This is a genomic window from Exiguobacterium sp. KJ 601 (assembly GCF_027161185.1).
GTDB lineage: Bacteria > Bacillota > Bacilli > Exiguobacteriales > Exiguobacteriaceae > Exiguobacterium > Exiguobacterium profundum.
In genome coordinates this window covers 1,582,068-1,596,658 of record NZ_JADHZG010000001.1, presented here as the reverse complement: position 1 = coordinate 1,596,658, position 14,591 = coordinate 1,582,068, and the positions used below count along the sequence as shown (strand labels likewise).

Genomic DNA, 14,591 nt, shown 5'->3' with positions numbered 1-14,591 from the left:
ACATGAATCCAAAAGCAGTAGAAAAGAATCCACTCGTAGGCGCAAAACCGTCACTCTATTCGTTGACGTTTCCAGAACTTGAGGCATGGGTGATCGAGGCAGGAGAAAAGGCATTCCGTGCGAAACAATTATATGATTGGATGTACGTCAAACGGGTCACGACTTTTGATGATATGACCAACGTTCCGAAAGCGCTTCGCGACAAATTAGAGGCATCGTTCCAATTGACGACGTTAAAAGAATTGGTCAAGCAGGAATCCCAAGACGGCACAATCAAGTTCTTGTTTGAACTTCAGGACGGGTACTCAATTGAAACGGTACTCATGCGTCACGAATACGGAAACTCGATTTGTGTCACGACACAAGTCGGTTGCCGGATCGGATGTACGTTCTGTGCCTCGACACTCGGCGGCTTGAAACGAAACTTAGAAGCCGGGGAAATCACAGCTCAAGTGCTCGACGTACAACGTGCATTAGACGCGACAGGAGAGCGCGTCGACTCTATCGTCGTCATGGGAATCGGCGAACCGTTCGATAACTACGATGAGTTAATGCGTTTCTTACGTACTGTCAACCATGACAATGGACTCAACATCGGAGCACGACACATCACGGTATCGACGAGTGGGATTGTTCCGAAGATTTACAAGTTTGCCGATGAAGGTATGCGAATCAACTTCGCCATTTCACTTCACGCACCGACGACGGAATTGCGTACCAAGCTCATGCCGATCAACCGTGCCTTTGACTTGGACAAGTTGATGGATGCGGTCCGTTATTACACAGAGAAGAGCGGACGTCGCATCACGTTTGAATATGGACTCTTTGGTGGTGTCAACGATACGGAAGAATATGCCCATCTCTTGGCAGACCTGTTAAAAGGAATCAAATGTCACGTCAACTTGATTCCCGTCAACCATGTACTCGAACGTGACTATGTACGGACACCGCGAGCTCAAATCTTTGCCTTCGAAAAAGTGCTCAAAGACCGCAATGTGAACGTGACAATCCGTCGCGAGCAAGGGTCGGACATCGATGCCGCTTGTGGACAGCTTCGAGCGAAGGAGCGCGAACAAGAAACGAGGTAATCAGAAAGATGGAATTAGCATTTCGAACAGATCGTGGACAAGTACGCACACAAAATGAAGATGCAGTTTTAATCTTAGGTGATGCCATAACCGGGATTGCCCTGGTTGCAGACGGAATGGGTGGGCATGCAGCGGGAGAGGTTGCGAGTCAAATCGTGATTGAAGAGTTTAGACGGGCGTTCCCGTCTCTCCCGACAACCCCTGTCGAAATCGAACGATGGTTCCGCCACCACATCGATTTGGCGAACGATCAAGTGTTGCAATTTGCGAAGCAGTCCAATCTTGTCATGATGGGAACGACTGTGGCAGCTGTTTGTTGGAATGAAGAGACGGTGGTCATCGTCCATATCGGAGATAGTCGCGTCTATGCGCTCCAGGCGAATGAGTTAAGACGTCTTACGGAGGACCATTCTTACGTCAATGTGCTCAAACAACTCGGTGAATTGACGGAAGAAGAGATGCGGGTTCATCCGAAACGAAATGTCATCACCCGGGCAATCGGTTCAAGCGAACAAGTCGAACCTGACGTGCAAGTGCTCGCTGACCCTGAGTTTGATGTGATTTTAATTTGTACGGATGGATTGACGACACACATGACCGATGTGGCGATTCAACACGTATTACAACAAACGGCATCCGCCGAACAAAAAGCGGAGCAACTCATTGCAGAAGCCAATCAATTGGGAGGGAGCGACAATATCACGGTCGCCCTCGTTCAATTCACAGATAGAAAGAGAGGATGAATCCGATGCGAAGCGGAGAACGAATCAACGATCGTTATCGGATCGAACAACAAATCGGCAGCGGAGGCATGGCAAATGTCTACCGGGCTCATGACGAGATCTTAAACCGAACCGTCGCCATCAAGGTGTTGCGATCTGAATTCTCACATAACGAACAATTTATACGTCGGTTCGAGCGAGAAGCCCATGCGGCTACGAGTCTGAACCATCCAAACATCGTGGCGATCTATGACGTCGGCGATGAAGAAGATTTGTACTATATCGTCATGGAACACGTCGATGGGGTGACGTTAAAACAATACTTGCAAGAGGAATACATATCTGTCGATGAAGCGCTACGCATCATGGGACAGATTTGTGATGCGATTGACCATGCCCATGCGAATCGAATCATTCACCGTGATATCAAGCCGCAGAACATGATGATTGATCAGCACGGTAACGTGAAGGTGACTGATTTTGGGATTGCCGTGGCGATGTCGAATGCGACGTTGACGCATACGATGTCTGTGCTGGGCTCGGTCCATTATTTCTCACCTGAGCAAGCACGCGGTAAATTTGCTGATGAAAAGTCAGATATTTATTCGCTCGGTGCCGTACTGTACGAATTGTTGACAGGTCGTGTCCCGTTCATTGGCGAGACACCGGTCGCCGTTGCGCTTCAACATTTGCAAGATGACCCGATTCGACCGATGGACTTGAATCCGAATATTCCACAGGCACTCGAAAACTGCGTCATGCAAGCATTGTCGAAGTCACCAGGTGCCCGTCATGTTTCGGTCGCAGCCTTTAAGAAAGACTGCATGACGGCATTAAGCCGTGAACGCGCCAATGAGCCGAGACGTGTTCCGGCCAGTCAGGATGAGTTCGATCAAACGCTCGTCATGACACCGGTCATACCTGAAGAAAAACCAGAGACGCCAGTAACACCGACTTCGGTCACAGCGTCTAGCGAGCAAGAACCTGAAGCGGTGACTCCAGTCAAAAAGAAGAAACGCAAATGGTGGATTTGGATTTTACTCGTGTTGATCCTGATTGGAGGGAGCATTGCGGCATACGTGGTCGCCGATGAAATGTCACGAGCCGTCGTTCCGGATGTCGTTGGAATGAGTATCGGAGATGCCACGTCTGAACTTGAGAATGCCGATTTCGTCGTCGAAGTGACGGAGCGGGCGAGCGATGACGTCGAAGAAGGCGAGGTCATTTCGCAAAACCCACAAGAAGGGCGTAAACCAAAACGAGGCACGACGGTGACCATCGTCGTTTCAGCCGGGAAAGAAACCGTCGAAATGCCGAATGTGGAGGGATTGTCCCAAACAGCAGCTGAACGCATGTTAAAAGATCTGGCGTTCAGTGACCTTGAAATCAAAACAGAAGCTTCGGAAACAGTCGCTAGCGGAGATGTGATTTCGCAATCGCTCGACCCAGGCGAGGAGGTCGTTCCTTCAGAAGTGACGGTGACGCTCGTCGTGTCGACAGGAAGCAACAAAGTCGAACTGTCGAATCTCGCGGGATATACGTTTGACGAGGCATCGACTTATGCCGATCAAAACAAGTTAAAAATCGTGAGACGGGATGAGTTTTCGACAAGTGTTCCTAAAGGTCAAATCATCCGTCAACTTCCAACGGCGGGTACGGCAGTCGATCCGGGAACGGAACTTACGGTCATCGTATCGGAAGGGGTTGAACCGACGGACGTCTCCATCGAACGTGAAGTGAGCGTCGAAGTCGAGCAACCGGAAAAAGACAAGAAACCGAAAGCCGTGGAGGTCGTGATTCGTACGGTCGATGCGCGTGGTGAAATTGAAGTGTTACGGGATAAAATCACAGAGACGACAACATACTCGTATACGCTCGTCATTGCTCCGGACGAAGTCGGGACCGCAACGATTGAAGTCGATGGTGAGATCGTCCGAACGGATTCAGTCACATATGCACAGGCCAAAGAGGCACAATAAAGAGGTGACGGTGTCGTCACCTCTTTTTTAAGGGAGGTAGTCATATTGAAAGGAACGATTATTCGTTTACAAGGCGGGTTTTATGATGTGATGACCGAGTCGAATCAAGAGATTCGGTGTCGGGCGAGAGGGAATTTTCGGAAACGAAACATCTCACCCGTCGTCGGCGATGACGTTGTCATTCAAGATCAAGAAGATGGGACAGGCTATATTTTAGAGGTGGAGGAACGTCAAAACCATCTCGTCCGCCCACCAATCGCCAACATCGATCAGGCATTTCTACTTTTTTCTGTGAAAGAACCGGCGTTTTCTTATCATTTGCTTGACCGATTCCTCGTATTGATCGAATCCAAACAGATTCATCCAATCATCGTGTTAACGAAGATGGACCTACTCAGTGAAGAAGAGACCGGACCGATTCAAGAAGCGGTCGCCCGCTATCGTGCCATCGGATATGACGTGATTGAAACGTCGACGGAGCTTTCGGATGGGGTCGATCAAGTACGGGGACTCTTCAAAGAGAAGACGAGCGTGTTTGCCGGTCAAACAGGTGTCGGGAAGAGTTCGCTTTTAAACGCAGTCGCGCCTGAACTCGAATTGGCCACAGGGAAAATTTCCAAATCACTCGGTCGTGGGAAACATACGACGCGTCACGTCACGCTCATTCAATTGGCCGACGGGCTTGTGGCGGATACGCCAGGATTTTCTAGTCTCGAGTTTCCTCAAGAACTCGAGGCGGATGAACTAAGATGGTGCTTCCCAGAATTTGTGGAACGTCACGACGATTGCAAGTTCCGAGGATGCGTCCATATCAATGAACCGGGCTGTGCCATTAAACAAGCCGTAGAAGATGGCAAAATTGCTTCAACTCGTTATGAGAATTATGTTACCTTTATGGAGGAGTTAAACGATCGTAAACGGAGGTATTGACAGATGATTAAAATCGCACCATCAATTTTAGCAGCCGACTTTGCCAATTTGGAGGCTGAAGTGAAAGCCGTTCAAGATGCGGGGGCGGATTATATCCATTTTGACGTGATGGATGGGCAGTTCGTGCCGAACATCTCGATTGGGCTACCAGTCCTCGCAAGCTTGCGCAAAAAATCAGACATGGTTCTCGATGTGCATTTGATGATTGATCAACCGGAACGCTATGTCGAAGATTTCGTCAAGGCGGGGGCAGACATTGTGACTGTTCACGTGGAAGCAACGAACCATTTACATCGAGTCTTGCAGCAAATCAAAGCGGCAGGGGCGAAATGTGGGGTCGTCTTGAACCCGCACACACCGCTCTCTACGATTGAACATATCCTTCAAGATGTCGATATGGTATTGCTCATGACCGTCAATCCAGGGTTTGGTGGACAAGCGTTCATTGAATCCGTCGTACCGAAAATCTCGGCGCTCAGTCAGCTTCGCAAAGACCGTCAGCTCGATTTTGAAATTGAGATTGATGGTGGTGTCAACGAAGAGACGGCGAAACGTTGCATTGATGCAGGGGCAGATGTCCTAGTTGCCGGTTCAGCCATTTACAATCAACCGGATTATAAAGCAGCCATCGATAGCATTCGTGGCGCATCTCGTGTATAATCGACGATAGAACAACAAGATAGAGTCGCAAGGGGTGTCACATGATGTGGCTGAGAGGCATACGCTAACCCTTTGAACCTGTTCCGTTCACACGGACGTAGGGATGTGGCGAAAATGCACGTTGCGAATCCAAGCAGCATGGCGTTTACGTCATGCTGCTTTTTGTCGTTCACACAATAAAGGAGGAAGAAAGATGAAATCACGTTTTAAATTACAAGCACTCATCGAAATTTCATTGTTCGCAGCGCTTGGGCTAGTTTTTGATTTACTCATCCCATATCGTTTGCCACAAGGGGGATCAATCAGTCTGGCGATGCTCCCGATCTTTGTGATGGCGTTTCGTCACGGATTGAAAGGGGGACTTGCGACTGGTGCGCTCGTCGGGACGCTTCAACTCTTGTTCGGAGCCTATATCTTTACGCCAGTTCAGTTCTTGCTCGATTATACGGTTGCGTACGGACTTGTCGGCGTGGCCGGCGTCTTTGCCGGACGTGTGAAACAGGCCGCTGGTCAAGGCGCGACGAAGACGCTCGCTACCTATTTGGTGCTCGGCGCATTGATCGGGTCGGCGTTGCGTTATGCGGCTCACGTCATCTCAGGGATTGTCTTTTTCGCTGAGTATGCGGAGGGTCCGGTCGTGGCTTATTCACTTGGCTATAACGCAACTTATATGGTTCCGTCGTTTGTCATCTCAGCCATCGTATTAGTCTTACTCTTCACGACAGCTCCGCGATTCACGCGTGTCGCGACACGGGACATTCGTCAATGAACATCTTGATCGTCGCGGCGAGTCCGGAACCTATTCCGGACTTACCGCGTGATGCCGATTTTGTCATCGGTGTCGATGGCGGATATCAGAGATTATTAGATGAAGGGATTGATGTCGACGTCGTGGTCGGGGACTTTGATTCGTTTGTCGGAACACCTCCTGAGGAAGCGCTACGTTATCCATCTGAAAAGGATGTGACCGACCTCGAGATTGCGCTTCAGTTGGCAATCGATCAAGGGGCGACCCAGATGCACGTGTACGGGGCACTCGGTGGTCGAGTTGATATGACGTTCGCGAACGTCGGTCTACTCGAATCGTATCCGGGGATGGTTCTTCATGGGACGGGTCAAACGATTTTTCTCGCTCGGCCAGGAAGTTATGAGATTAAAAAACTAGATGAACATTACTTGTCTTTCATGCCTTGGAAAACCGCTACGATTTCAATTGATGGGGTCAAATATCCACTCGAGCGTCATCCGGTCCATAGCGCGCAAGCGTTGACCATTTCAAATGAATGGAGCGAAGAGCTTGCCTTGTTGACGGTTCATGAAGGAATGGCCCTCGTTATGCTCGTCAAAAAATAAGCAAAAAAAAATCCCATCGGCGAATGCCGCTGGGATTTATTCGTTCGTGTATAAGTATTATACGCGTTCAACGAGACCTGATTTAAGTGCGCGAGCTGAAACCCAAACGCGTTTCGGTTTACCGTCAACGAGAATACGAACTTTTTGTACGTTTACACCCCAAGTACGTTTTGTCTTGTTGAGTGCGTGCGAACGGTTGTTACCTGATTTAGGTGATTTACCTGTTACGTAGCATTTACGTGCCATGCGTTTCCCCTCCTTTTTTATGTGGGTTCGTCCTAATAGACACTCGTTTATATTAGCACGGCTTTTTTCCCGATGCAACTAGAAAATCATACCATGACAAGAAAAAAACTTGACATTACTCTCAAGGATTTGAATAATGAATGAGGTTATCGCGTTAATTGACCGAGATTCTGGAGCAGGTTCTTTTAATAACTAGGTACTTATTGTAGAATGTACATTAGGAATCATTCCGAATAAAGGAGGCTACTCCATATGGCAATTGAAATGAAGACAACATATGGCAATATTGACATCACAAGTGACGTCATCGCGACACTCGCAGGTGGTGCGGCGATGGAATGCTTCGGTGTGGTCGGCATGGCTTCACAGGCACAATTGAAAGACGGCATTGCTGAATTGTTAAAACGTGAAAATTACGCGCGTGGTGTCGTCGTACGTCAAGAGGATGAGGACGTACATATCGACATGCACATCATTGTAAGCTATGGGACGAAAGTATCTGAAGTCGCATACAACGTGCAAAGCCGAGTGAAATATACGCTCGGAGAAACTTTAGGATTAAACGTTTCGTCGGTAAATATATTCGTTCAAGGCGTTCGTCTGACGAATGACTGACGAAAACGGAGGAGGATTTGGTGTGGGTTTAAATCGTTTAGATGGCGTGGCGCTCTCAAACATGATCGCAAACGGAGCGGCCAACTTGAGCCAAAACGCAGATTATGTAGATTCGCTTAACGTCTTCCCGGTTCCAGACGGAGACACGGGAACGAACATGAACTTGACGATGACGTCAGGTGCGAAAGAAGTAGCAGCCATGAACTCATCTGATATCGCAGAGGTATCATCAAAGTTCGCTCGTGGACTCCTGATGGGAGCACGTGGAAACTCAGGCGTTATTTTAAGCCAATTGTTCCGCGGCTTCGGGAAAGCCGTTGAAGGTAAGACGGAACTCACGACAGTTGATTTTGCAGAAGCGCTCAAACGCGGTGTCGACACGGCATACAAGGCGGTTATGAAACCGGTTGAAGGAACGATTTTAACGGTTGCTCGTGAAGCGGCTGATGAAGCGCTCCTTGCGTCTGAGTCGACAAGTGATTTCACAGAGTTCATGAAACGTGTCATCGTCGAAGCAAAAGCTTCGTTAGACCGTACACCGGACTTGTTACCGGTGTTAAAAGAAGTCGGGGTCGTCGACTCAGGTGGTCAAGGACTTCTCGTCATTTACGAAGGATTCCTTGCGAGTCTTGAAGGAAAAGAACTCGAAAAACCACATACTCCGGTGATGGATGCATTGATTGAAGCAGAACACCATGCGCATGCGGCGCAAGGATTCATGTCGACAGAGGACATCGAATTCGGTTACTGTACGGAAATCATGGTCCGTTTCCAAGAGGACAAGTTGAAAGATGCACCGTTCAACGAAGATGCATTCCGAAACGAGTTGTCTGAACTCGGGGACTCTCTTCTTGTCGTCGCGGACGAGGAGCTCTTGAAAGTCCACGTTCACGTCGAGACGCCAGGTGAGGTCATCACGAAAGGTCAGCGCTTCGGTGAACTCGTCGCAGTCAAAATTGAGAACATGCGTCAACAACACTCGACGATTCTTGAAGAAGAACACGGCGCCAACCAACACGGTGTTCAACAAGCGGTGAAGCCGAAAGCACCATTTGCCATCGTAACGGTCGCAATGGGTGAAGGCGTCAGCGAACTGTTCCGTTCACTCGGGGCGGCCCACGTCATCGAAGGTGGTCAGACGATGAACCCGTCGACGGAAGATATCGTCAAGGCGATTGAATCGGCACATGCGGAACACGTCTTCATCTTCCCGAACAACTCCAACATCATCATGGCGGCTGAACAAGCGGCGTCTGTCGCACCGTGCGGCGTGTCGGTCATTCCGACGAAGACCGTCCCACAAGGTCTTGCGGCAGCCATCGCATTCAATCCTGAAGCGGATGTCGAGATGAATGAACAAGCGATGAAAGCGGCAGCGGCGACAGTGAAGTCCGGTCAAGTGACGTACGCTGTTCGTGATACGAGCATCGATGGCGTTGAAATCAAAAAAGATGAGCACATGGCGATTGCTGAGAAGAAAATCGTTTCTTCATCTCCATCGAGTTTAGAAGCGGCTAAACGATTAGTCGATGCGCTCATCGACGCAGACGACGAAATCGTCACGATCTTAACAGGAGAAGGCTCTTCTGCATCGGACGTAGAAGCGTTGACGTCATATATCGAATCGGTGAACGACGAGATTGAAATTGAAGTTCACGACGGTAAACAACCGCTTTACTCTTATATTTTTAGTGTGGAATAAGCTGTTTCGAATCCCTACCTTCTGTATAATGAAGGTAGGGATTTTTGAAAGGGGGAAAAATTGATGAAATATCGTAGTGTGTTTGACATTATTGGCCCGGTCATGGTCGGACCGTCGAGTTCGCATACAGCAGGTGCTGCCCGCATCGGCTTGATGGCTGGTAAGTTGTTCGGGAGAACGCCGCGTACCGCGCACATCACATTTTATGGGTCGTTTGCTGACACGTATCGGGGACACGGTACGGATGTGGCCATCGTCGGTGGAATCATGGGATTCGATACATTCGATCTGAGAATCCCACAAGCGTTAGACATCGCCCGTGAAAAAGGGATCGAGGTCATTTTTGAGACGAGTGATCTGTTGACGGATCACCCGAATACGGCCCGGGTCTTACTCGAAGATGAATTTGGCACATTTGAGATTGTCGGGATCTCAATCGGCGGGGGAACGATTGAAATTACCGAACTGAACGGATTCCCGTTGAAACTGACAGGTGGGGGGCCTGCACTCGTCGTCTTGCACCATGATCGATTCGGGGCCATCGCGGCTGTGACCGGTGTGTTGGCGAATCACCAATTAAACATTGGTCATATGGAAGTGAGCCGCCATGAAAAAGGGATGCAGGCGTTGATGGCGATTGAGATTGATGAGACCATTCCTGAGGAAGTGTTAGCAGAGCTGGAACGGTTACCGCAAATCGAACGGATAGCTATTTTTGGGGAATGAGGAGAATGTGTGATGTTTAAATCAGTAGAGGAATTAGTGACGATTGCAACAGAACGGAATATCCCGATTTCTGAAGTGATGATTGAGCAAGAGATGCACGTCAGACGCGCCAGTCGTGAGGACATCATCGGGATGATGGACCGAAATCTTGAGGTGATGGAAGAAGCGGTCGAACGTGCACTCCAAGGTGTCACGTCGGTTACGGGATTGACGGGTAATGATGCCGTACTCATGCAAGAGTATATTCGTTCAGGCAAGTCGCTCGCTGGGGATCTCATTTTAGATGCGGTGTCGAAAGCGATCGGGACGAACGAAGTGAACGCGGCGATGGGACGAATCTGTGCGACACCGACAGCGGGAAGCGCGGGCGTCGTACCGGGAACATTGTTTGCGGTAAAAGATCGCCTTGAAATGGACCGCGACGCGATGATCCGTTACTTGTTCACGTCAGGTGCGTTCGGATTCGTCGTGGCGAACAACGCCTCGATTTCAGGGGCGGCTGGTGGATGTCAGGCCGAGGTCGGGTCGGCGACAGGCATGGCAGCCGCGGCCATCGTTGAAGCAGCTGGCGGGACACCGGACCAGTCGGCTACGGCATTTGCGATAGCCCTAAAAAATATGCTCGGTCTCGTCTGTGATCCTGTGGCGGGGCTGGTGGAAGTTCCATGCGTCAAGCGAAACGCCATGGGCGGTGCCAACGCTATTGTCGCAGCAGATATGGCGCTCGCGGGGATTACCTCACGTATTCCTTGTGACGAGGTCATCTCGGCGATGCATGAAGTGGGCCAAATGATGCCGACGGCCTTAAAAGAAACCGCTAAAGGTGGACTTGCCAATACACCGACGGCTCGTCGCCTCGAACGAAATATATTTGGAGCGAAAGAAGATGCAAAACAATGATCAACTGACGACGCTGAAAGGGGTCGGGCCAGAAATGGCCAAAAAGTTAGAAGTGATGGGACTTGTTCGAATCGAGGACGTGCTTGAGCACGTCCCGTTTCGTTATGAGAATTATAATAGTGGGACGGTGACGACGGCTGTGCACGGCGACCTCGTCAAATGGAGCGGGACAGTCCAAGGCGAACCGCTCGTTCGTTACTATAGTAAAGGGAAAAATCGTCTCCAGTTCCGGTTGTTACTCGAAGACCGATACGCCGTCCAAGTGACGATGTTCAACCGTGCCTTCTATAAAGAAAAATTGGTGATTGGGGAGACGGTGACGGTCAAAGGGAAATGGGACATGAACCGGATGGCGATCAGCGCGACCGACCTTGAATTTGGTGCCCCGTCAGGCGGACTGCAACCGATTTATTCATTGCGTGCCGGACTGACACAAAAGAATTTCAGTAGAATCGTTAAACTCGCTTTTGAGCAGGTGAACGATCTGCCCGAACAGGTCCCGCATACTATTCGCGACCGCTATCGATTAGTTGACCGGATGACGATGCTACGTGGGATGCATTTTCCAGATACAGTGGAGACCTATAAACAGGCGAGACGAAGCTATGTCTATGAAGAGTGTCTCATGTATCAGTTGAAATTACAGGCGTTTCGGAAAATGGAGCGGTCAGGAAACGGTCGGGCCCTTCACCTCGATAAGCATCAATTGAATGAATTCGTCAAACGGCTCGCATTCCCGTTAACAGGAGCCCAGACACGGGTCATCCGTGAAATCGTATCTGACCTTGAAAAACCAGAACGGATGAACCGATTGTTACAAGGGGATGTCGGGAGCGGGAAGACCGTCGTTGCCGCGATTGCCTTGTATGCGACTGTGACGGCCGGGTATCAAGGGGCCTTGATGGTGCCAACAGAAATCCTTGCCGAACAACATGCGACATCGTTACAGGAATTATTTGAACCGTTTGGCATCACGATTGCCCTCCTGACGAGCTCAGTGAAAGGGAAGGCGCGCGAAGCCCTACTGACGGCAATCCGATCGGGTAACGTCGACATCATCGTCGGGACGCACGCGCTCATCCAAGGACCGGTCGAATTTTCGAATTTACATTTGGCGATCACGGACGAACAGCACCGGTTTGGTGTCGAACAACGGAAGAAACTTCGCGATAAAGCTGAATTCGCGGACGTCTTATATATGACCGCGACGCCGATTCCGAGGACGCTTGCCATCAGTGCGTTCGGAGAGATGGATGTTTCCACGATCGATGAGATGCCAAAAGGACGAAAGCCGATTGAAACGTATTGGGCGAAACACGACCAGATCGATCGTGTGCATGCAATGGTCGATCGGGAACTTGCACTCGGCCGTCAAGCGTATGTGATTGCACCTCTCATCGAGGAGTCGGATACATTAGAAGTGGAGAGTGCGACGGCACTGTATGAGCTGTTGAAAGAACGCTTCTCGAACTATGGTGTTGGTCTGATGCATGGGAAGCTATCGAGTACAGAAAAAGACGAGGTCATGAAATCATTCGCCGACAACGCGACACAGATTCTCGTCTCCACAACGGTCGTCGAGGTCGGGGTGAACGTTCCAAACGCTTCACTCATCATCATCCATGACGCCGAGCGTTTCGGTCTCGCGCAATTACACCAGTTGCGTGGCCGTGTCGGTCGTGGTGCCCATCAATCGTTCTGTATCCTCGTCGGGGACCCAAAGTCAGATGTCGGGAAAGTTCGACTGAAAACGATGACGGAGACGAACGATGGGTTCGTATTGGCGGAGAAAGATTTAGAGTTACGTGGGGCTGGTGATTTCTTCGGGACCGCACAGAGTGGTCTCCCAAGTTTCCGGGTCGCCGATCCCGTTCTCGATTTGAAAGTGATGGAAGTGGCCATGCAAGATGCCGTGAAACTTCTTGGGAGCGACGCCTTTTGGCATGACGCTCAATATGAAGGGTTACGTGGTTATTTGAAACAACTCGACCTTCTCGTTGGGGAAAGGTTAGAATAGTACTTGAAAATGACGACTAAAGAATATATACTGCTATTAGTACCAGGTATTAAGTTCTTTAGCGATTAGTTTAGGAGGGAACTGAATGCGGGTACCTAAGAAAGAGCGGCAACGCTTGTTACAAGAAACGATTGAGCATAACCCGTTCATCAAAGACGAAGAACTGTCAAAGCAGTTTTCTGTCAGCATCCAAACAATTCGACTCGACCGGATGGAATTAAAAATTCCAGAAGTGCGGGAACGAATCAAACATGTGGCTTCCGAACATCTCGATGAAGTCAAATCGCTTTCAATGAGCGAGGTCATCGGTGATATGATTGACTTGAAGCTAGATGACTCTGCGATCTCAGTCCTCGATATAGAGAAAGAACACGTCTTTAGCCGCAACGAGATTGCCCGTGGACACGTCTTGTTCGCGCAAGCCAACTCGTTAGCGGTGGCGCTCATCAATGATGAATTGGCGTTGACCACTAAAGCGGATATTCGCTTTAGTCGCCAAGTCCATCTTGGAGAGCGAGTCGTTGCCAAGGCTCGTGTGATGAAACTAAGAGGGGACGGGAGAACGGACGTCACAGTTGAAAGTTATGTCGGTGAGGAGTGCGTCTTTGACGGCGACTTCACGATTTACCGACGTGGTGAGGAGGAGTAAGCATGAAGTTAGCGATTGATGCAATGGGTGGCGATCACGCACCGAAGGCGATTGTAGAAGGTGTGAAACGGTTCGTCGCGCAATATCCGAATGAACCGATGGAACTCTTTTTAGTTGGTGATGAGGTGAAAATTGCCTCATACGGTCTTGATGATCCTCGTGTGACGGTTGTCCCAGCCAGTGAAATCATCACAGGTGAAGACGAACCGGTACGGGCGGTGCGCCGTAAAAAGGATAGCTCGCTCGTCGTGGCAGCTCAGCTTGTCAAAGAAGGAAAAGCGGATGCTCTCGTGTCTGCCGGGAATACCGGCGCATTGATGGCGGCGTCTCTTTTCATCATCGGGCGAATCCCAGGAATCGAGCGTCCGGCATTATCTCCGACGTTCCCTACATATACTGGTAGTGGTGTCGTCGTACTGGATGTCGGAGCGAATCCGGATGCAAAAGCTGAACACCTCGTGGATTATGCGATTATGGGTTCGCTGTATGCGGAACATGTCCGTGGCATCAAGACACCGCGTGTCGCTCTTCTCAATATCGGGACGGAAGCCGGTAAAGGAAATGCGCTGACAAAAGAAGCGTTCCCCCTCCTTGAACAGGCACCTGTCCATTTTGTTGGGAATGTCGAGGCGCGTGAAGCGATGTCAGGTGATGTGGATGTCATCGTGACCGAAGGATTTGCCGGAAACATCTTGTTAAAGGGTGTGGAGGGCTCCTCTTCGATGCTCATGAAGATGATGAAAGAACAATTCACGAGTGACCTTGTATCCAAACTCGCCGCTCTCATCTTAAAACCGAAATTGAGACGATTAAAAGAAACGTTGGATTATCGCGAACACGGGGGAGCCGGATTATTCGGGATCAATGCACCGGTCATCAAGGCGCATGGGTCGAGCGATGCACTCGCCATCATGAGTGCGTTGAAACAGGCGAAAATCATGGTAGATCACGATGTCGTTGAAAAAATCAAGCGTGCCAAAGCGATAGACTAAGCGAAAGCAGGT

Annotated in this window: 15 protein-coding genes and 1 riboswitch; of the genes, 14 read left to right on the top strand and 1 reads right to left on the bottom strand. The window is 49.8% G+C overall.

The window, feature by feature from the left end; all coding sequences use genetic code 11:
- Nucleotides 1-2: 2 nt before the first annotated feature.
- From rlmN to IRJ25_RS08185, 7 genes are all read left to right on the top strand, one after another.
- A complete protein-coding gene (gene rlmN / locus IRJ25_RS08215) occupies nt 3-1,088 on the top strand; it encodes a 23S rRNA (adenine(2503)-C(2))-methyltransferase RlmN (RefSeq protein ID WP_015881342.1) in 1,086 nt (361 codons plus the stop codon).
- 8 nt (nt 1,089-1,096) lie between these two features.
- On the top strand, nt 1,097-1,831 hold the full coding sequence (locus IRJ25_RS08210; RefSeq protein ID WP_074037291.1) for a Stp1/IreP family PP2C-type Ser/Thr phosphatase: 735 nt from the start codon (nt 1,097-1,099) through the stop codon (nt 1,829-1,831).
- A 5-nt stretch (nt 1,832-1,836) separates the two neighbouring features.
- On the top strand, nt 1,837-3,789 hold the full coding sequence (pknB, locus tag IRJ25_RS08205; RefSeq protein ID WP_264092394.1) for a Stk1 family PASTA domain-containing Ser/Thr kinase: 1,953 nt from the start codon (nt 1,837-1,839) through the stop codon (nt 3,787-3,789).
- A 42-nt stretch (nt 3,790-3,831) separates the two neighbouring features.
- Nucleotides 3,832-4,719, top strand: a complete 888-nt coding sequence (rsgA, locus tag IRJ25_RS08200) for a ribosome small subunit-dependent GTPase A (RefSeq protein WP_047795432.1) — start codon at nt 3,832-3,834, stop codon at nt 4,717-4,719.
- A 3-nt stretch (nt 4,720-4,722) separates the two neighbouring features.
- Complete coding sequence (gene rpe / locus IRJ25_RS08195) at nt 4,723-5,379, top strand: ribulose-phosphate 3-epimerase (protein ID WP_015881346.1); 657 nt, start codon at nt 4,723-4,725, stop codon at nt 5,377-5,379.
- Between the two features lie 20 nt (nt 5,380-5,399).
- Nucleotides 5,400-5,500: riboswitch (TPP riboswitch) on the top strand.
- A 72-nt stretch (nt 5,501-5,572) separates the two neighbouring features.
- A complete protein-coding gene (gene thiT, locus IRJ25_RS08190) occupies nt 5,573-6,148 on the top strand; it encodes an energy-coupled thiamine transporter ThiT (RefSeq protein WP_031421608.1) in 576 nt (191 codons plus the stop codon).
- Complete coding sequence (locus IRJ25_RS08185; protein WP_196430526.1) at nt 6,145-6,732, top strand: thiamine diphosphokinase; 588 nt, start codon at nt 6,145-6,147, stop codon at nt 6,730-6,732. The genes thiT and IRJ25_RS08185 overlap by 4 nt, the downstream gene beginning before the upstream one ends.
- 57 nt (nt 6,733-6,789) lie before the next feature.
- Here IRJ25_RS08185 and rpmB read toward each other — a convergent pair whose 3' ends face one another.
- Nucleotides 6,790-6,978 carry a 50S ribosomal protein L28 gene (rpmB, locus tag IRJ25_RS08180; protein WP_015881349.1) on the bottom strand — a complete coding sequence of 63 codons (189 nt, stop codon included), beginning with the start codon at nt 6,976-6,978 and terminating at the stop codon, nt 6,790-6,792.
- A 252-nt stretch (nt 6,979-7,230) separates the two neighbouring features.
- Here rpmB and IRJ25_RS08175 point away from each other — a divergent pair, with 252 nt between their 5' ends.
- From IRJ25_RS08175 to plsX, 7 genes are all read left to right on the top strand, one after another.
- Nucleotides 7,231-7,593 (top strand): Asp23/Gls24 family envelope stress response protein, encoded by a 363-nt coding sequence (locus IRJ25_RS08175; protein WP_015881350.1) that lies wholly within the window; start codon nt 7,231-7,233, stop codon nt 7,591-7,593.
- Nucleotides 7,594-7,615: 22 nt separating this feature from the next.
- Nucleotides 7,616-9,295: a DAK2 domain-containing protein gene (locus tag IRJ25_RS08170; RefSeq protein WP_269318076.1), complete on the top strand. Its 1,680-nt coding sequence runs from the start codon at nt 7,616-7,618 to the stop codon at nt 9,293-9,295.
- 63 nt (nt 9,296-9,358) lie between these two features.
- Nucleotides 9,359-10,021, top strand: a complete 663-nt coding sequence (gene sdaAB, locus IRJ25_RS08165) for an L-serine ammonia-lyase, iron-sulfur-dependent subunit beta (protein WP_269318075.1) — start codon at nt 9,359-9,361, stop codon at nt 10,019-10,021.
- 12 nt (nt 10,022-10,033) lie between these two features.
- A complete protein-coding gene (sdaAA, locus tag IRJ25_RS08160) occupies nt 10,034-10,921 on the top strand; it encodes an L-serine ammonia-lyase, iron-sulfur-dependent, subunit alpha (RefSeq protein ID WP_074037281.1) in 888 nt (295 codons plus the stop codon).
- Nucleotides 10,908-12,938, top strand: a complete 2,031-nt coding sequence (gene recG / locus IRJ25_RS08155) for an ATP-dependent DNA helicase RecG (protein ID WP_269318074.1) — start codon at nt 10,908-10,910, stop codon at nt 12,936-12,938. Before sdaAA ends, recG begins: the two co-directional genes overlap by 14 nt.
- 85 nt (nt 12,939-13,023) lie before the next feature.
- The gene (gene fapR / locus IRJ25_RS08150; RefSeq protein WP_196430528.1) at nt 13,024-13,587 is read left to right on the top strand and encodes a transcription factor FapR; all 564 of its coding nucleotides are present in this window, start codon (nt 13,024-13,026) and stop codon (nt 13,585-13,587) included.
- A 2-nt stretch (nt 13,588-13,589) separates the two neighbouring features.
- Nucleotides 13,590-14,579, top strand: a complete 990-nt coding sequence (plsX, locus tag IRJ25_RS08145) for a phosphate acyltransferase PlsX (protein WP_269318073.1) — start codon at nt 13,590-13,592, stop codon at nt 14,577-14,579.
- The last annotated feature ends 12 nt before the right edge of the window (nt 14,580-14,591 follow it).

Coding starts and splice junctions, on each gene's coding strand:
- sdaAA (WP_074037281.1), top strand. CDS start 10,034: ATGTTTAAATCAGTAGAGGAATTAGTGACGATTGCAACAGAACGGAAT.
- thiT (WP_031421608.1), top strand. CDS start 5,573: ATGAAATCACGTTTTAAATTACAAGCACTCATCGAAATTTCATTGTTC.
- rpmB (WP_015881349.1), bottom strand. CDS start 6,978: ATGGCACGTAAATGCTACGTAACAGGTAAATCACCTAAATCAGGTAAC.
- rlmN (WP_015881342.1), top strand. CDS start 3: ATGAATCCAAAAGCAGTAGAAAAGAATCCACTCGTAGGCGCAAAACCG.
- plsX (WP_269318073.1), top strand. CDS start 13,590: ATGAAGTTAGCGATTGATGCAATGGGTGGCGATCACGCACCGAAGGCG.
- fapR (WP_196430528.1), top strand. CDS start 13,024: ATGCGGGTACCTAAGAAAGAGCGGCAACGCTTGTTACAAGAAACGATT.
- recG (WP_269318074.1), top strand. CDS start 10,908: ATGCAAAACAATGATCAACTGACGACGCTGAAAGGGGTCGGGCCAGAA.
- pknB (WP_264092394.1), top strand. CDS start 1,837: ATGCGAAGCGGAGAACGAATCAACGATCGTTATCGGATCGAACAACAA.
- rpe (WP_015881346.1), top strand. CDS start 4,723: ATGATTAAAATCGCACCATCAATTTTAGCAGCCGACTTTGCCAATTTG.
- IRJ25_RS08210 (WP_074037291.1), top strand. CDS start 1,097: ATGGAATTAGCATTTCGAACAGATCGTGGACAAGTACGCACACAAAAT.
- IRJ25_RS08175 (WP_015881350.1), top strand. CDS start 7,231: ATGGCAATTGAAATGAAGACAACATATGGCAATATTGACATCACAAGT.
- sdaAB (WP_269318075.1), top strand. CDS start 9,359: ATGAAATATCGTAGTGTGTTTGACATTATTGGCCCGGTCATGGTCGGA.
- IRJ25_RS08185 (WP_196430526.1), top strand. CDS start 6,145: ATGAACATCTTGATCGTCGCGGCGAGTCCGGAACCTATTCCGGACTTA.